The 17,298-nt window shown below is 67.0% G+C and carries 15 protein-coding genes; 7 read left to right on the top strand and 8 right to left on the bottom strand.

Annotated features, from left to right (window positions below; all coding sequences use genetic code 11):
* Positions 1-29 precede the first annotated feature (29 nt).
* The 4 genes from ACSFBF_RS01405 to ACSFBF_RS01390 all read right to left on the bottom strand — a co-directional run bounded on the left by ACSFBF_RS01405 (position 30) and on the right by ACSFBF_RS01390 (position 4,288).
* The gene (locus ACSFBF_RS01405) at positions 30-1,217 is read right to left on the bottom strand and encodes a substrate-binding domain-containing protein (protein ID WP_435464595.1); all 1,188 of its coding nucleotides are present in this window, start codon (positions 1,215-1,217) and stop codon (positions 30-32) included.
* Between the two features lie 156 nt (positions 1,218-1,373).
* Positions 1,374-1,577 (bottom strand): hypothetical protein, encoded by a 204-nt coding sequence (locus ACSFBF_RS01400; protein WP_435464594.1) that lies wholly within the window; start codon positions 1,575-1,577, stop codon positions 1,374-1,376.
* Positions 1,578-1,710: 133 nt separating this feature from the next.
* Positions 1,711-2,652, bottom strand: a complete 942-nt coding sequence (locus ACSFBF_RS01395) for a dioxygenase family protein (protein ID WP_435464593.1) — start codon at positions 2,650-2,652, stop codon at positions 1,711-1,713.
* Positions 2,653-2,770: 118 nt separating this feature from the next.
* Positions 2,771-4,288 (bottom strand): sigma-54 interaction domain-containing protein, encoded by a 1,518-nt coding sequence (locus tag ACSFBF_RS01390; RefSeq protein WP_435464592.1) that lies wholly within the window; start codon positions 4,286-4,288, stop codon positions 2,771-2,773.
* A 138-nt stretch (positions 4,289-4,426) separates the two neighbouring features.
* Here ACSFBF_RS01390 and ACSFBF_RS01385 point away from each other — a divergent pair, with 138 nt between their 5' ends.
* The 4 genes from ACSFBF_RS01385 to ACSFBF_RS01370 are packed head-to-tail and all read left to right on the top strand — an operon-like array spanning position 4,427 to position 10,985.
* Entirely contained in the window at positions 4,427-5,131 is a 705-nt protein-coding gene (locus ACSFBF_RS01385) for a TetR/AcrR family transcriptional regulator (protein ID WP_435464591.1), read from the top strand.
* Entirely contained in the window at positions 5,131-6,627 is a 1,497-nt protein-coding gene (locus ACSFBF_RS01380; protein WP_435465871.1) for an efflux transporter outer membrane subunit, read from the top strand. The genes ACSFBF_RS01385 and ACSFBF_RS01380 overlap by 1 nt, the downstream gene beginning before the upstream one ends.
* Positions 6,624-7,829 carry an efflux RND transporter periplasmic adaptor subunit gene (locus ACSFBF_RS01375; RefSeq protein WP_435464590.1) on the top strand — a complete coding sequence of 402 codons (1,206 nt, stop codon included), beginning with the start codon at positions 6,624-6,626 and terminating at the stop codon, positions 7,827-7,829. Before ACSFBF_RS01380 ends, ACSFBF_RS01375 begins: the two co-directional genes overlap by 4 nt.
* A gap of 21 nt (positions 7,830-7,850) precedes the next feature.
* Entirely contained in the window at positions 7,851-10,985 is a 3,135-nt protein-coding gene (locus ACSFBF_RS01370; protein ID WP_435464589.1) for an efflux RND transporter permease subunit, read from the top strand.
* Positions 10,986-10,991: 6 nt separating this feature from the next.
* On the opposite strand, the gene ACSFBF_RS01365 is transcribed toward ACSFBF_RS01370, so the two are convergent.
* The 4 genes from ACSFBF_RS01365 to ACSFBF_RS01350 form a co-directional block, all read right to left on the bottom strand.
* Positions 10,992-11,324, bottom strand: coding sequence for a DMT family transporter (locus ACSFBF_RS01365; RefSeq protein WP_435464588.1), 333 nt, complete (start codon positions 11,322-11,324; stop codon positions 10,992-10,994).
* A gap of 120 nt (positions 11,325-11,444) precedes the next feature.
* Positions 11,445-12,968, bottom strand: coding sequence for a tripartite tricarboxylate transporter permease (locus tag ACSFBF_RS01360; protein WP_435464587.1), 1,524 nt, complete (start codon positions 12,966-12,968; stop codon positions 11,445-11,447).
* A gap of 1 nt (position 12,969) precedes the next feature.
* The gene (locus ACSFBF_RS01355) at positions 12,970-13,506 is read right to left on the bottom strand and encodes a tripartite tricarboxylate transporter TctB family protein (RefSeq protein WP_435464586.1); all 537 of its coding nucleotides are present in this window, start codon (positions 13,504-13,506) and stop codon (positions 12,970-12,972) included.
* Between the two features lie 100 nt (positions 13,507-13,606).
* Positions 13,607-14,566, bottom strand: a complete 960-nt coding sequence (locus tag ACSFBF_RS01350; RefSeq protein ID WP_435464585.1) for a tripartite tricarboxylate transporter substrate binding protein — start codon at positions 14,564-14,566, stop codon at positions 13,607-13,609.
* Between the two features lie 136 nt (positions 14,567-14,702).
* Between ACSFBF_RS01350 and ACSFBF_RS01345 the strand changes: the two genes are divergently transcribed.
* Genes ACSFBF_RS01345 through ACSFBF_RS01335 form a run of 3 tightly spaced genes read left to right on the top strand, consistent with a single transcriptional unit; the run spans position 14,703 to position 17,285 of the window.
* Positions 14,703-15,386, top strand: coding sequence for a response regulator (locus ACSFBF_RS01345; RefSeq protein ID WP_435464584.1), 684 nt, complete (start codon positions 14,703-14,705; stop codon positions 15,384-15,386).
* Positions 15,383-16,828, top strand: coding sequence for a sensor histidine kinase (locus ACSFBF_RS01340; protein ID WP_435464583.1), 1,446 nt, complete (start codon positions 15,383-15,385; stop codon positions 16,826-16,828). The genes ACSFBF_RS01345 and ACSFBF_RS01340 overlap by 4 nt, the downstream gene beginning before the upstream one ends.
* Positions 16,829-16,847: 19 nt before the next feature.
* Complete coding sequence (locus tag ACSFBF_RS01335; protein ID WP_435464582.1) at positions 16,848-17,285, top strand: RNA-binding S4 domain-containing protein; 438 nt, start codon at positions 16,848-16,850, stop codon at positions 17,283-17,285.
* Positions 17,286-17,298: the final 13 nt, after the last annotated feature.

The following is a 17,298-nucleotide window of genomic DNA, read 5'->3' as shown; positions in this document are numbered from 1 at the left end:
CGCGGGTCAGGGGGTGATCGGCGCCGTGTTCAGCGCTTGTTCTTGATGGGGATGTCCATTTCCTCAGGCTTGATCTCGTGCACCAGCTCCGGCACGCCCCAGGCGAACGCCGGGTCGACCTTGATCTTGAAGTGGTACATCGACTGCATCGCCTGATGGTCTTCCTTGCGGAAGGTCATCTTGCCCTTGGGCGTGTCGAAGCTCATGCCTTCCATGGTGCTGATGAGCTTGTTGGTGTTGGTGTCGCCGTTGGTCTTCTTCAGCGCCGTCACCACCGCCATCGCGGCCGAGAAGCCGCCGGCCGTGAAGAAGTCCGGCGGTGTCTTGAACTGCTTGTAGTGCGCCGACACCAAGGCCTCGTTCACCGGGTTCTTCGGAATGCCGAAGTAGTAGTACGCCGCGCCTTCCATGCCCGGCAGCGACTTGTAGGCGGCCATGGCCGGCAGGATGTTGCCGCCAGTGGCAATCTCGATGCCGTAGCGCTTCAGGTCGAGGTCGACGATCTTGAACGGATTGCCCGCGCCAGCCCACACGATCCAGATGATCTTGCGGCCCGGCTGGTCCTTCAGCTTGTCGATCAGGCGCTGCGCGCCGGCCGTGAAGTCGGTCGTGGTGGGCGGCAGGTACTCCTCATGAACCAGCTTGGCTTTCTTGAGCGCGGCACCGAAGGCCTTCACGCCGTCGCGGCCGAAGGCGTTGTCCTGTGCCAGCGTGGCGACGGTAACGCCGGCCTTGTCGACGGCCACCGCGTTGGAGATCGCGTCCTGGCTCGAATTGCGGCCGGTGCGGAAGATGTACTTGTTCCACTTGTCGCCGGTGATCGAGTCGGCCACGGCGGGCTCGACCAGCAGGATCTTCTTGTATTCCTCGGCCACGGGCAGCATCGCCAGCGCCACGCCCGATGCGGTCGGGCCTACGGCCAGCGCGGCCTTGTCGTCGGAATAGGCAGCCGCCAGCAGCGACTTGCCGAGGTCGGGCTTGCCCTGGTCGTCCTTCTCGATGACCACGATCTTCTTGCCGTTGACCGTCATCGTGCCGCCGGTGGCGTAGTCCAGGCCCATCATGAAACCGGTCTGGGTCTGCTTGCCGTAGGCCTCCAACGCGCCCGTCTTGCTGTAGATGTGGGCGATGCGGATTTCGTTGGATTGGGCCCATGCGGGGGCGGCAGCGGCGCACGTGGCAAGTGCAGCCAGTGCGACGAGATGGCGACGATTCATATTCATGTCTCCTGATATTGGTGACTGAATATTGCACAGTTCGTGCCACGCTCCAACTCGTTGATAACAAAGGCTTCTTCACTCGGAAGATGTGCCTTTCGCCTGAATTCAAAACACTTGTATTGCCTGAATTTCAGACAAGTGTATTTTTTACAGTCAGGGTTTCCCAGAGGTTTGGCGCTGCGCGATCCACTGCTCGAACTGGCGCTGCGCCTGCAGCCTGAACTCGTTGCGCGTGTGGTTGCAGATTGCATGCGCGAGCCGCCGGTACTTCGGTTTCCGGACGCCGCCCAGGGTCGAGTCGAAAAGATGCTCGATGGTCGCTGAATCGGGCTTGTCGCGCGGTTCTTCGAAATCCATCGGCAGACCGCACCAGTGGCAGTTGGAACCGAAGGACGATCTGAGTGCTTGCACGCTCATGGGTGATGCGAATGGGGGTGATGCGATGCCCCCATTCTCCGATCACTCGAATCACTCAGACCGCTCGAACCATCTAGACCGCCAGGCCGATGACGGCACGCGCGGTGTAGCCCGCGCTGGCGCTGCCGGACATCGTGGGCGTCATCGCCGCGATCTGCGCGGCCGTGTTGTCGCCGAAGACGTTATCGGTGGACAACGACACAGCCGCCAGGTTGGCCACGCTCGCGCTGTAGCCGGTGACGTTCGGATAGATCGCATTGCAGACGTCGCTCGGCATGGCCAGTTGCGAGGTGAGCACGGAGTTCTTACCGGTGGTGGCGGACGACAGACTGGTGAACACCTCGAAGTGCATGTGCGGCCAGCGGCCCGAGTAGCAGGCCGGGAAGATGGTCGTGAAGCTCACCTGCCCCGCGCTGTCGGTAACCTGCACGCCGCGCAGATAGCTTTCGGCAGCGGCCGTGTACAACGAATAGTTGCCGCTGCGGTCGCAGTGCCACAGGTAGATCGCATAGCCCGCCAGTCCGGCGCAGCTGGCGTTGGTGTTCTGCAGCGTCAGCGTGATCGTCAAAGCCACGCCCTGTGCCACGGTGCTCGAACTGATGAAGCTGCTGCGGATGTCGCTTCGCACGATGCCGCTGGCGGTGAGCACGTCGGAGGTCGAACCGGAGGCGGTGTTGGTGCCGTCCGCGGGATAGGGGCCGGACGTTTCCGCGGGCAATGCGGGGCACGCGCTGCTGCTGGTCGTGGTGGTTGTGCTGGTCGACGTGCTGGAGGTCGTAGTCGTGCTGGCGGCCGTGGTGCCCGACGCCAGTGCGCTCACTGCTGCTGCGGTCAGCGCATTGGCACTGCTCGAATCGCTGCCGCCGCCTCCGCCGCAACTGGCGAGCAAGGCCGAGGAAGACAGCCAGAGCAAAGCTCGGCGGCGCTCCTGGCGTTGTGCCTCCATGAGCGGAAGGTCTTCCGCCAGGCTGTGGCCGTGGTGCTGCGATTCGGGATGGGTGCCGGAGGTTTTCATGTGGGGTTTCGTGCAGGTTAAAACCCGCAGCTTCCGCAAGCCGCTTTGCGCACAAATTTCACCGTGTTGCAGCTTTGTTGCCGAACGCGGCCGCCCCGCAGGCCCGGGCGCTTCCTCTTCAGCGATCCGGATTCGTCATGCGCTCGTACAGCGTTGCGCGCGAAATGCCGAGCAGCCGCGAGGTGGCGAGCTTGTTGCCGCCCGTGCTCGCGAGCGCGGCTGCAATGGCCTTGTGCTCCAGCTCCGCAATCTGCTGTGCCAGCGGCCGCAGCAGCGCCCCCTCTTCGTCACCCGACAACTGCATCACATCGGGCGGCGCGATCTGGTCCAGCCCCGCTTCGCGCAGGATGCGTTCGAGCTGCACGGAGTCGATGCGCTGCGAGTCACTGCGCATGGTCACCTGCTCCAGCACGTTGCGCAGCTCCCGGATGTTGCCGCGCCAGTGCTGGCCCGCGAGAAGCGCGAGCGCGTCTGGCGTGAGTTCGGGTGGCGCCTCGCCGCTGCGCAACGCCATGTCTTCGCCCAGCGCCTCGACCAGCGCGGGAATGTCCGCGCGCCGCTCGCGCAATGGCGGCACGCGCAGCGGCAGCACGTTGAGGCGGTAGTAAAGGTCTTCGCGGAACTGCCCGCGCCGCACCAGCTCGGGCAGGTCGCGTGAGGTGGCTGCGATCACGCGCGCATCGAAGGGCACGAGCTTGTTGGAGCCCAACGGCTCGATCTCGCCTTCCTGCAGTGCGCGCAGCAGCTTTGCCTGCAGGCCCAGCGGCATGTCGCCGATCTCGTCGAGAAACAGGCTGCCGCCGTCGGCCAGCTTGAACTTGCCTTCGCGGCCCTTGCGGTCGGCGCCGGTGAAGGCGCCTGGCGCGAAGCCGAAGAACTCGGCTTCGAGCAACGTGTCGGGCACGGCCGCGATGTTGACGCTGACGAACTGGCCCTTCGCGCGCGCGGACGAAGCATGAATCGCGTGCGCCAGCAGTTCCTTGCCGGTGCCGGTTTCGCCCAGCAGCAGCACCGGGCTGGCCGACTGGGCCGCGCGCCGCGCATGCCGCTTCACCTCTACCGCCGCCGGGCTGCTGCCGATGAAGCTCGCGAAGGTGTACTTGGAGCGGCGCTGGCCGTCGGGCGCATGCTGGTAGAGCGGGTTGTTGCGCTGGCTCGCAAGCTCGCGCCGCGCATCGTCGAGGTCGCGCTGCAGCAGCGCGAACTTGCTGATGAGCGGCTGCAGCGTGGTCTCGGGCTGGTCGAACAACACGATGCCTATGGCGCCGATCACGTCACCCGCCCCACCCTCACGCTCTTCGCGCAACGGGATGCGGCTGACCACGAAGGTGCCGGCCTTGTTGGTCAGCAGGTCGATCAATATGGGCTCGCCGGTTTCGAGCACGCGCCGCATCTGGGTGTTGGGAATCACGTCTTCCACCATGTGCCCCATGAACTGGTCGATGGAAGAAAAGCCCAGCGCCGGCAGGAAGCGCCGGTAGCCCTCGTTCACCCACACGATGCGCCCGCTGCTGTCCACGAGGAACATGCCCTGGCTGATGCTTGAAAACAAATGAAACATCGAGCGCGCGGCCAGCGCGAGGATCCCTTCGGCATCGAGGGGCAATGTGGGCGGTGCGGTGGGGGCGGCGGGCATGGCGCGAATCGTAGCGCGCATCAAACCGCAACAAATCGGGCATCAAATGCCTTCAGGAATTGCTCAGAATCCGGTTCGCGGGCAAAACCCTTCAGGAAGCCTTAAGTAAATCAATCGTTTGATTTCATGCGTGGTGTAATGCCGGGCATGAACGCGAGAGAACCGATTACCCAGGCCCCGCGCCGCGCACCGCGCAGCGATGGCGCCGAGGCACGCCACCGGCTGCTCCACACCGCGCTGCGGCTGTTCGCGCAAAAGGGGTTTGCCAAGACCTCCACGCGCGAGATTGCCCGCGAGGCCGAAGTCAACATCTCGGCCATCAGCTACTACTTCGGTGACAAGGAAGGGCTGTACACGGCCACCTTCTGCGAGCCGATGGGCGGCGACTCCAGCGACCTGATCGTTGCCTGCAACGCGCCCGGCCAGTCGCTCGAAACCACGCTGCGCCTGTGCATGGTGTCGATGATCGACCCGCTCAAGCAGGGCGAGATCGTGCGGCAATGCATACAGCTGCACATGCGCGAGATGCTGGAGCCGACCAGCCGCTGGGCCGAGGAGCTGGAGCGCGACATCAAGGGTCCGCACCGCGCCATTGCCGACCTGCTGTGCCGCCACCTGAAGGTCGAGCGGGCCGACGACGACATCCACCGCCTGACCTTCGCGATCACCGGGCTGTCGATGCAGCTCTACGTGAGCCAGGATTTCATCGAGGCCATCCGCCCTTCGCTGCTGCGCACGCCGCGCGCCATCGACACCTGGGCCGATCGCCTCACGGGCTATGCGCTGGCGCTGGTCGAGGCCGAAGCGACCCGCCGTCGCGCCGAGAGAAAGCTGAAGAAATGATGAGAAGACTCCGACTGAAACTGATGACAGCCCTCTGCCTGGGCATCAGCCTCGCGGGCTGTTCGCTGACGCGCCCGCCGGCGCAGGTGGAGGCACCGATCCCCGCACAATGGCATGCGCCGCTGCCCCACGGCGGCTCGCTCGCGTCGCTGGCCGACTGGTGGCGCCAGCTCGACGATCCACTGCTGGTCGAGCTGATCGCCGCGGCCGAAGCCGCGAGCCCCAACGTTGCCAGCGCCGCGGCACGCGTGGCTGAGGCGCGCTCCACGCGCGTGCAGGCCGGCGCCGCGCTGCTGCCGAGCCTGGACGGCACGGCATCGGCCAGCCGCGGCACCTCGGGCCTTTCTTCCACCAGCAGTTCGAGCAGCAGCCTCTCGGCCAGCACGCCAATCACCACGCTGCAGGCCGGCCTGCAATCGAAGTGGGAAGTCGATCTGTTCGGCCGCCTGCGCGCCGACCGCGACTCCGCCGAAGCCAAGCAGAACAGTGCCAACGCCAAGTGGCACGACGCCCGCGTGGCTGTGGCGGCCGAGACGGCCAACGCCTATTTTTCCGAGCGCGCCTGTCAGCAGCAACTGCGCGTGTCCGAGTTGGACTCGCGCTCGCGCTCTGAGAGCGCACGGCTCACCGATCTTTCCGCCAAGGCCGGCTTCACCGCGCCGGCCGATGCTGCGCTTGCCCGCGCCAGCGCCTCCGACGCCTCGGGCCGGCTCACGCAGCAGCGCGCCCAGTGCGCGGTGCAGCGCAAGGCGCTGGTGGCGCTCAGCGCCATCGATGAAACCACGCTCGAACAGAAGCTCGCCGCCGCGCCAGCACAGCGCGCATTGCCGGTCGTAAGCAGCATCGCCAGTGTGCCGGCCGAGGCGATCTCGCAGCGGCCCGATGTGTACTCGGCCGAACTGAGCGTGGCCTCGGCCAGCGCTGACGTGGGCTCGGCCGAGGCCGAGCGCTACCCCAAGCTCACGGTGTCGGGCTCCATCGGTCGCACACAGTACCGCGTCGATGGCCTGCGCCAGTCGCTCGAAACCTGGACGGTGGGCCCGATCTCGCTGACCGTGCCGTTGCTCGACGGCGGCTCGCGCAAGGCGAACATCGATGCCGCCAAGGCGCGTTACGCCGAAGCCGTGTCGATCTACCGCTCCAACGTGCGGCAGGCCGTGCGCGAAGTCGAAGAGGCGCTGGTCAATCTCGACGCCACCGACGCCCGCACCACCGATGCCGACGCCGCGGTGAAGAACTACCAGGCCTCCTTCGACGCCACGCAGGCCCGCTACAGCAGCGGCCTCGCGAGCCTGTTCGAGCTGGAAGACTCGCGCCGCACGCTGTTCACCGCGCAGACCGCGCGCGTCACGCTGCAGCGAGAGCGCACCGAGGCATGGGTTGCGCTGTACCGCTCGATGGGCGGCGGCTGGAACCGCCAGTCGGCCTCGGCCCCATCTTCCGAATCGTCCTCAATGACCTCCACCCCGGCCACCAAGGTCGCGACGTCGCCATGAAATCAATGAAGCGTTCCACCCTCGTCATCGCGCTGATTGCGCTGGTCGTCGTCATCGCGGCGATCTTCTTCATGACGGGCGGCAAGCCGTCGGACAAGGCGGCCGATACCGTCGCCGCCAAGACCAAGGACGGCGCCCCCTCGCCCAAGCCCGCGCTGACCGTCACCGTCGCCAAGCCCGAAGCGACCGAGTTGATGCTCACGCTCGCGGCCAACGGCAACGTGGCCGCCTGGCAAGAGGCCGTGGTCGGCTCCGAGTCCAACGGCCTGAAGCTGGCCGAAGTGCGCGTGAACGTGGGCGACCTGGTCAAGAAGGGCCAGGTGCTCGCCGTGTTCTCGCCCGAGACGGTGCAGGCCGACATCGCGCAGTCGCGCGCCTCGCTGGCCGAAGCCCGCGCCACTGCTGCCGATGCCGCAGGCAATGCCGCACGCGCCCGTACGCTGCAGGCCACGGGCGCACTGAGCCAGCAGCAGATCAACCAGTACCAGACCACCGAGCAGACCGCCAAGGCACGCGTCGAGGCGGCTGAAGCGGTGCTGGCCGCGCAGCAGGTGCGCGGTCGCAATACGCAGGTGCTGGCGCCCGACGACGGCGTGATCTCCGCGCGCACCGCCACGGTCGGCAGCGTGGTGTCGGCCGGCACCGAGCTGTTCCGCCTCATCCGCCAGGGCCGGCTCGAATGGCGCGCCGAAGTGACCTCGGCCGAGCTGAGCCGCGTCGCGGTCGGCACCACCGCCTTCGTGGTCAGCGCCAGCGGCGCGCAGGTGCGCGGCAAGGTGCGCAGCATCGCGCCCACGGTCGATCCGCAGACGCGTGCGGCGCTGGTGTACGTCGACCTGCCCAACGTGCAGCAGAACACCGGCATCAAGGCCGGCATGTTCGCGCGCGGCGACTTCGAACTGGGCCGCAGCACAGCGCCGACGGTGCCGCAGGCCGCCATCGTGCCGCGCGACGGCTTCAACAACGTCTTCCTGCTGAAGCCCGACAACAAGGTCGCACAGTTGAAGGTGCAGATCGGCCGGCGCCTGAACGACCGCATCGAGATCACCAGCGCGGTGCCCGATGGCGCCCAGGTGATCGTGCAAGGCGCGGGCTTCCTCAACGACGGCGACCTGGTGCGCGTGGTGGATGCGCCTGTACCGGTGCCCTCGTCCGCTGCACAGCCGGCCAGGTCGGCGGCCTCTGCCGCCGCGGCCAAGTAAGCAACTCAAAGGAACACGCCCATGAACGTTTCCGCCTGGTCCATACGCAACCCGATTCCGGCGGTGATGCTGTTCGTGCTGCTCACCTTCGGTGGGTTGCTGTCGTTCAACGCGATGAAGGTGCAGAACTTTCCGGACATCGACCTGCCGACCGTCACGGTCTCGGCATCGCTGCCCGGCGCCGCGCCTTCGCAGCTTGAGACCGACGTCGCGCGCAAGCTCGAGAACTCCATCGCCACGGTGCAGGGCCTGAAGCACATCACCACCAAGGTGCAGGACGGCGCCGCCACGCTGATCGTCGAATTCCGCCTCGAGAAGCCGGTGCAGGAGGCCGTGGACGACGTGCGCTCCGCAGTGCAGCGCGTGCGCGCCGACTTGCCGGCCGACGTGCGCGACCCGGTCGTCACCAAGCTCGACTTCGCGGCCCAGCCGGTGCTCGCCTTCACCATTGCATCGTCAGCGATGGACAGCGAGGCACTGAGCTGGTTCGTCGACAACGACGTCACCAAGAAGCTGCTCGCGCTGCCCGGCGTGGGCGCGGTGAACCGCGTGGGCGGCGTCACGCGCCAGGTGCACATCGACCTCGATCCGAGCAAGCTGCAGGCGCTGGGCGCCTCGGCGGCCGACATCTCGCGCCAGTTGCGCCAGGTGCAGACCGAAAGCGCAGGCGGCCGCTTCGACCTGGGCGGCAGCGAGCAGCCGGTGCGCACCATGGCCACCGTGAAGTCGGCCGACCAGCTTGCCGACATGCAGATCGTGCTGACCGACGGCCGTCGCATCCGACTCGACCAGGTGGCGCGCGTGAGCGACACCATCGCCGAGCCGCGTGCGGCCGCGCTGCTCAACGGCAAGCCGGTGGTGGGCTTCGAGGTGGCGCGCAGCCGCGGCGCCAGCGAGGTTGAAGTGGGCCACGCGGTGATGAAGGCGCTGGCCGACATGCGCGCGCAGCGCCCCGACATCGAACTGACCGAGGCCTTCAACTTCGTCGACCCGGTGGAAGAGGAATACAACGGCTCGCTGCACCTGCTGTACGAAGGTGCCATCCTCGCGGTGATCGTGGTGTGGCTGTTCCTGCGCGACTGGCGCGCCACTTTCGTTTCGGCCGTTGCGCTGCCGATGTCGGTGATTCCGGCCTTCATCGGCATGCACCTGCTGGGCTTCTCGGTCAACGTGATCTCGCTGCTCGCACTGTCGCTGGTGGTCGGCATATTGGTGGACGATGCGATCGTGGAGGTCGAGAACATCGTGCGCCACCTGCGCATGGGCAAGACGCCCTACCAGGCGGCCATGGAGGCGGCCGATGAAATCGGCCTGGCCGTGATCGCCACCACCTTCACGCTGATCGCGGTGTTCCTGCCCACGGCCTTCATGAGCGGCGTGGCCGGCAAGTTCTTCAAGCAGTTCGGCTGGACGGCATCGCTCGCGGTGTTCGCCTCGCTGGTGGTCGCGCGGGTACTCACGCCGATGATGGCGGCCTACATGCTCAAGCCCGTGGTCGGTGCCGAGAAGGAGCCGGGCTGGCTGCGCTGGTACATGAAAGCGGTGACGTGGAGCACACACAACCGCTTCAAGACGATGGTGCTGGCCACCCTCTTCTTCTTCGGCTCGCTGGCGATGATCCCGCTGCTCAAGACCGGCTTCATTCCGCCGGACGACAACTCGCAGACGCAGATCTACCTTTCGCTCGCACCCGGCTCCACGCTGGCGCAAACCACTGCGGCCGCCGAGGAAACCCGCAACCGCGTGATGAAGATCGAGCACGTGAAGAGCGTCTACACCACGGTGGCCGGCGGCAGTGCGGGCGGCGACCCGTTCGCGAACTTCGGCACGCCCGAGACGCGCAAAGCCACGCTCACCATCAAGCTCGACGAGCGCGGCGACCGGCCGCGCAAGCAGGTGATCGAGAACCAGATTCGCGCCGCGCTCGAAACCCTGCCCGGCGTGCGCAGCACCGTGGGCCTCGGCGGCTCGGGCGAAAAATACATCCTGGCGCTGACCGGCGAAGACCCGCTGGCGTTGGCCAGCGCCGCCAGCGCGGTCGAGAAAGACCTGCGCACCATTCCCGGCCTGGGCAACATCACCTCCACCGCGAGCCTGATCCGCCCCGAAATCGCCGTGCGCCCCGACTTCGCACGCGCCGCCGACCTGGGCGTGACCAGCTCCGCCATCGCCGAAACACTGCGCGTGGCCACGCTGGGCGACTACGACCAGTCGCTCGCCAAGCTCAATCTCGCGCAGCGGCAGGTGCCTATCGTGGTGAAGCTGGAAGACTCGGCACGAAAAGACATCGACCTGCTCGGACGCCTGGCAGTGCCGGGCACTCGCGGGCCGGTCATGCTGAACCAGGTGGCTTCGCTCACCATGGAAGGCGGCCCGGCCGTGATCGACCGCTACGACCGCTCGCGCAACGTGAACTTCGAGATCGAGCTGTCGAGCGTGGGCCTGGGCGACGCCAAGGCCGCAGTGACGAAGCTGCCGTCCATCGTGAACCTGCCGCCGGGCGTGCGCATTGCCGAGATTGGCGACGCGGAAGTCATGACCGAGCTGTTCGCCAGCTTCGGTCTGGCCATGCTCACCGGCGTGCTGTGCATCTACATCGTGCTGGTGCTGCTGTTCAAGGACTTCCTGCACCCGGTAACCATCTTGTGCGCGCTGCCGCTCGCACTGGGTGGTGCGTTCGTGGGGCTGCTGATCGGGCAGAAGGCGCTGTCGATGCCCTCGCTGATCGGACTCATCATGCTGATGGGCATTGCCACCAAGAACTCCATTCTTCTGGTGGAGTACGCCATCGTCGCGCGCCGCGACCACGGCATGAGCCGATGGGACGCGCTGCGCGACGCCTGCCACAAGCGCGCGCGGCCCATCATCATGACCACGCTCGCCATGGGCGCTGGCATGCTGCCGATCGCGGTCGGTTTCGGCGCGGCGGATTCGAGCTTCCGCTCGCCGATGGCAATGGCGGTAATCGGCGGACTGATCACCTCCACCGTGCTGAGCCTGCTGGTGGTGCCGGCCGTGTTCACCTATGTGGACGACATCGAGCACTGGATCAGACGCACCGTGCGCAAACTGCGCGGGCAGCCGGCGGACCCGCATATCGACGACGACCTGGTGGAGACGCCGCGGCCTGCGCATGCGGCAGGCCCCGCGAACTGAGCGGCGCTATCGGGCGTCGAGGTTCAGCACCACGACTCCAGCAAGAATGGCCAGCAAGCCGGCCAGACGCAAAGGCGTAGCCGGCTCGTCAAACCACCACATGCCGACGACGGCGATCAGCGCGGTGCCGCAACCTGCCCATACCGCGTAGCCGAGCCCGATGCCCAGGTGCTTCACTGCCAGCGACATGAGCCAGATGGCGGCGGCATAGCAAAGGCCGGTGATCAGGGACGGAAGCGGACGAGTGAAGCCCTCGGCAAAGCGAAGGGCCACGGTGCCTGCAACTTCCGCTGCAACGCTCGCGGCGAGCAGGAGCCAGGCAAGGATTCGGGGGCTCACGGGATACCTCACGACAACCCCAGCCGTACCGGGCTCGGAGTGCGTGTGGGGAAAAGCGGTACCCGGAAACGAAAAACCGGATGCTGGCGGCATCCGGTTTCGCAATGATGACGAAGAGCGTCAGGCGTCCAGCTGTGCCAACCGCTTCAGCTTTCGTTCGCTCATGCGCTTGGCCAAGCGCGGAAGCACCAGCACAGCCACCACGATGACGACCAGCGCGATCGACATCGGGCGCTGGAAGAACACCACTGCGCTGCCCTCGCCGATCGACATGGCGTTGCGCAGTTGCGCTTCGGCGAGCGGGCCGAGGATCATGCCGACCACCACGGGTGCGGTCGGAAAGTCGAAGCGGCGCATCACCACGCCCAGCAGGCCGATGGCATACAGCAGGAACAGGTCGAACGCGCTCTGGCGCATGCCGTAGGCACCCACGGTCGCGAAGATCAGGATGCCGGCGTAGAGCTGGGGCTTGGGAATCTTCAGCAGCTTGACCCACAGGCCGACCATCGGCAGGTTCAGCACCAGCAGCATCACGTTGCCGATATAGAGCGAGGCGATCAGCGCCCAGACCAGCGCGGCCGACGTGGTGAAGAGTTGCGGGCCCGGCTGGATGCCGTAGTTCTGGAACGCGCCAAGCAGGATGGCGGTGGTGTTCGAAGTGGGAATGCCGAGCGTGAGCAGCGGAATCAATGCGGCCGTCACCGTGGCGTTGTTCGCGGCCTCGGGGCCGGCCACGCCTTCGATGGCGCCGGTGGTGCCGAACTCGGCCTTGGCGTCCTTGTCCTTGGCGAGCTTCTTTTCCATCGCATAGCTCAGAAAGGTCGGAATCTCGGTGCCGCCCGCCGGAATGCAGCCGAAGGGCGTGCCGATGGCGGTGCCGCGCAGCCAGGCGGGAATAGATCGCTTCCAGTCGCGTTTGGTCATGTGCACGCGGCTAAGCTTGTTCTGGCCCTCGACCACCTTGCCCTCGTAGAGCACGGCGTACAGCACTTCGGCCACGGCGAACAGGCCCACGGCCACCAGCACGATCTCGATGCCGTCGAGCAGTTCAGGCACGCCGCCGGTGTAGCGGCCCTGGCCCGAGATCTGGTCGAGCCCGACGCAGCCGGCCGCCAGGCCGACGAACAGCGCCGTCATGCCGCGCAGCGTGCTCTTGCCGAGCACCGCGCTCACCGTGGTGAAGGCCAGCAGCATGAGCAGGAAGTACTCGGGCGGGCCGAGCTTGACCGCAAACTCGGCCACAAAGGGCGCGAACAGCGTGACGATGACAGTGGCAATGGTGCCGGCCACGAAAGAGCCGATGGCGGCCGTGGCGAGCGCCGCGCCCGCCCTTCCGCTCTTGGCCATCTTGTTGCCCTCCATCGCCGTCACCATGCTTGCGGTTTCGCCGGGTGTGTTCAGCAGGATGGAAGTGGTCGAGCCGCCGTACATGGCGCCGTAGTAGATGCCCGAGAAGAAGATCATCGAGGCCGTGATGTCGACCTTGCCGGTAATGGGCAGCAGCATGGCCACCGCCACGGCCGGGCCGATGCCGGGCAGCACGCCCACGGCTGTGCCCAGGGCGCAGCCGACCAGACACCAGAGCAGATTGATCGGGGTGATCGCCGTGGCGAAACCCGCCATGAGTGCGTTGAAGATGTCCATGTCAGAACCACCCGGTGGAAGTGAGGCCAGGCAGGTTGATGGCCAGGAATTGCGTGAACATCCAGAACACCGGGGCCGCAATCAGCGCGCCGGTGACGATGTCGATGAGCCAGGTGCGCGGTGAGTTGACGCCGCCCTGCCCGCTCGCGCGGCGCAGGCCCTGCACGGCCAGCAGATAGCACAGCGTGCAGCTCAGGATGAAGCCGAGCGTGGTGATGAGCGCCGCGTTGAGCAGCAGCCCCGCCGACACCCAGACGAAGCCGGGCCAGTAGGCATGCTCCGCGCCCGTGGGCGCATCGAGCTCACGGAAGCCGCCGGTGCGCGCCTCCCACAGGATCCACCCGCCGCACAGCACGAGCACGACGGACACCAGCCAGGGCAGAAAGTTGGGGCCGACGCCGCCGTAGCCGGCTTCGGAAGAAATGTCGATGGCGCCGAAGGCCAGCGCCAGGCCAGTCAGCAGCACGCCGACGCCGACCAGGGTTTGCGGCCATGTGGCCGCGGGTTGCGGGGGGGCCGAGGATTCTGGAGTTGTCATTTTTTCTCCCGGTGTGTGTGGAGCTGGATTTGAAAACGGCACGCTGTCGTCTCTTGCGAGGACAGCGCGCCGTGGGCGGGCCAGTGGTGCGCGCCGGGGATCAGACCATGCCGGATTTCGTCATGATGGCGCGCAGGCTGGCGAAGTCATCATCGACGAACTTGGCAAAAGCCTCGCCCGACAGCACGGCCGGCGTCCAGTCGTTCTTCTTGAGCGATTCGGCCCACGACGGGCTCTTCATGGCGGCCAGCACCATGTCGGTCAGCGCCTTGCGCTGCTCGGCCGAGATGCCGGGGGCGCCGTACACGCCGCGCCAGTTGCCGATTTCGACGTCGATGCCCTGCTCCTTCAGCGTGGGCACGTTGATGCCCGGCAGGCGCTGGGCGGAAGTGACGGCAATGGCCTTCATCTTGCCGGCGGCGATGTACTCGGCGAACTCGCTGTAGCCGCTGCCGCCGACGGTGACGTTGCCGCCCAAAATGGCGGCGGTGGCTTCGCCGCCCCCACGGAAGGCAACGTAGTTGATCTTGGACGGGTCGGCGCCCACCTTCTGCGCGATCATGGCCGCGGCAATGTGCTCGGTGGAGCCGCGCGAACCGCCGCCCCACTTCACGCTGCCCGGGTCCTTCTTGAGCTGGTCGACCACGTCCTTCATGGACTTCAGCGGCGAGTTGGCCGGCAGCACGAACACGTTGTATTCGGTGGTCAGGCGCGCGATGGGCGTGGCCTGCTCGAGCTTGACCGGCGGCTTGCCGGTGATGATGCCGCCCAGCATGACCGAGCCCATGACCATGAGTGCGTTGGCGTCGCCCTTGGAGCCGTTCACGAACTGGGCCAGGCCCAGCGCGCCGGCGGCGCCGCCCTTGTTGTCGTAGGTGACGGTGTCGGCCACCTTGGCGTCGCTCAATGCCTTGCCCAGCGCACGGCCGGTAGTGTCCCAGCCGCCGCCCGGGTTGGCGGGGATCATCATCTTGACGTTGGCTGCAGCACGTGCCGAGAGCGGCAGCGCCCCGGCGGCGGCCAGTGCGGCCAAAGACTTCAGAAAGGTGTCGCGACGCATGCGTGTCTCCTGGAATTGGAAGGAACTTGAAAGGAAGCTGACTTTTAGCTGAGCGCTATCATGCGCCGCCCCGCTGTCAGTTGGCTGTCCGCCAGACTGGGGAAAACACCAAAGTGCACACGCCTGCCGCCACCGTATGAAGCTGCTGCTGGTCGAAGACGACCCCTCGATGCAAATCACCCTGCAGCGCACCCTTGGGCGCCGCCGGATCGACGTGCGCGTGTGCGGCGACGGGGCCGAAGCCGTCGCCCTGTGGCGCGCCATCGAGCCCGACGTGGTCGCCCTCGACCTGAGCCTGCCCAACCTCGACGGCCTGCAGGTGCTGGCCCAGGCCCGCGCCGAAGGCCTGCGCACGCCGGTGCTGCTGCTGACGGCACGCGGCACGGTCGGCGACCGCATCGTCGGCCTGAACGCCGGCGCAGACGACTACCTGCCCAAGCCCTTCGACCTCGACGAGCTCGAAGCCCGCATCCGCGCACTGCGCCGGCGCAGCCACGGCGTTGCCGGGCCGGACGCGGGGCTCAACCCGCAGGAGATCGGCGGGCTGCGCTTCGAACCCGACAACGGTGCCATCTACAACCGAGCCGAGTTGCTCGAACTCACGCCGCGCGAGCTGGCGCTGCTGAAGGCACTGATGATGAAGCCGGGCCACGCCGTGACCAAGGAGCGCCTGTTCGAGCTGGTGTTCCCGGGTGAGACCGAAGTGCAGTACGAGGCCATCGAAGTGGTGGTGTACCGCCTGCGCAAGAAGCTCGCGGGCACCGGCGCCGTGCTGATGACCATGCGCGGCCTCGGCTATCTGCTACGCCCCGAGGCATGAAACACGTCTCTTCGCTTCGGGCGCGGCTGCTGCTCGGCATCCTCGCGCCGATTGCCGTGTTCATCGTGATCAACAGCGTGAGCCTGTACCGCCAGAGCCTCGCGGCCGCCACGACGGCCTACGACCGCACGCTGCTCGCATCGGCCAAGACCATCGGCGAACAGCTCGACGTGGAGGGCTACGACGACCTGGCGCAGCTGCGGGCCATCGTGCCCTACTCCGCGCTCGAGGCCTTCGAGGCCGACAACCGCAGCCGGCTGTTCTACCGGGTTTCGGCGCTCGACGGCGAAATGATCTCGGGCTTTGCCGAGCTGCCGTTCTGGCGTGGCCGCATTCCGGACCGCAGCGCGTATGCGGCGCTGGTCGACTTCTACGACGCGCAATTCCGCAACCAGCCGGTGCGCGTCGCGGTGCTGCTGCAGCCGGTGGCAAGCGCCAATGGCCGCGGCATGGCCGTGGTGCAGGTGGCCGAGACGCTGGAGCTGCGCGAAACGCTGGTGCGCAAGCTGCTGATCGACACGCTGTGGCGCCAGCTGCTGCTGATGGGCGTGATCGCGCTGGTCACCGTGTTCGTGGTGCAGCGCGCCACGCGGCCGGTGCGCGAGCTGGGCGAAGCCATCGAGAGGCGCCCGGCCGACGACCTCTCGCCCATCGACGCGCCCGATGCGCCGCGCGAGCTGCGCCCGCTGATCGACGCCACCACGCAGGTCATGGGCCGGCTGCAGCAGCTGCTCGACCACCAGAAACGCTTTGTGCGCGACAGCGCCCACCAGCTGCGCACGCCGCTGGCCGTGCTGAAGGCGCAGGTGCAGTCGGCGCAGCGCGGCGACGTGGCGCCCGAGCAGGCGTTGGGCGAAATCAGCCACACGGTGGAGCGCGCGACCACGCTGGCCAACCAGATGCTGTCGCTCGCCAAGGTCGAGCAACTGCGCCAGCAGCCGGAGTCGGTGACGCTCGACTTCGGCGAGGTGGTCCGGCAGATCGCGCTCGACCTGTCGCCGCTGGTGGCCGACAAGGCGCTCGACTTCGAACTCGCCATCGACGAGCCCGTGCCGGTGCAGGCTCACCACTGGATGCTGCAGGAGCTCACGCGCAACCTGCTGCACAACGCGATCAAGCAGAGCCCCGCGGGCGCTGCGCTGTCGGTCTCGGTGCGCTCCGAAGGCGGGGATGCGGTACTCACGGTGCGCGACTGCGGCCCCGGCATCTCGCCCGAACTGCGGCAGCGCCTGTTCGCGCCCTTCTCCGCCGGCAGCACGTCGAGCGGCTCGGGGCTGGGGCTGGCGATCTGCCGCGAGATCGTGCTGGCGCTCGGCGGGCGCATCAGCCTGGACAACCGCAGTGCGCCGGCCGGGCAGGACGGCGTCGAACGGGTGATCGGGCTCGACGCCGTCGTGCACCTGCCGCTGTCGTCGATGCCGCTCTCGCGGCACAATTCCTGAAATCCACTTCCAACATTCCATGGACCGTCTGCGCATCGACAAATGGCTCTGGGCCGCCCGCTTCTTCAAGACGCGCTCGCTGGCCGCCGAGGAAATCGGCAAGAACCGCGTGCAAGTGAACGGCGACGTCGCCAAGGCCTCGCGCGAGGTCAAGGCGGGCGACACCGTGGCCATGCGCATGGGCCCGCTGACGCGGACCGTGAAGGTGCTCGGCCTCAGCGGCCAGCGCGGACCGGCACCGGTCGCGCAGCAGCTCTACGAGGAAACCGCCGAAAGCGTGGCGGCACAGGCCGCGTTCCGGGAGCTGCGCCGCATGGGCAGCGAACCGGCGCTGGCCATCGAGCAGGGCCGCCCCACCAAGCGCGACCGGCGCGAGCTCGACGGCGCAGTGCGCCAGCATGCCGATTGGGACAACCGCTGGAGCGCCTCGCTGCCCCCTGAAGACAACGACCGCTGACGGCCATCCGTCG

It is taken from the genome of Variovorax nivicola, assembly GCF_051216475.1.
Classification (GTDB): domain Bacteria; phylum Pseudomonadota; class Gammaproteobacteria; order Burkholderiales; family Burkholderiaceae_C; genus Variovorax.
This window is presented reverse-complemented; position numbering and strand designations above follow the sequence as displayed.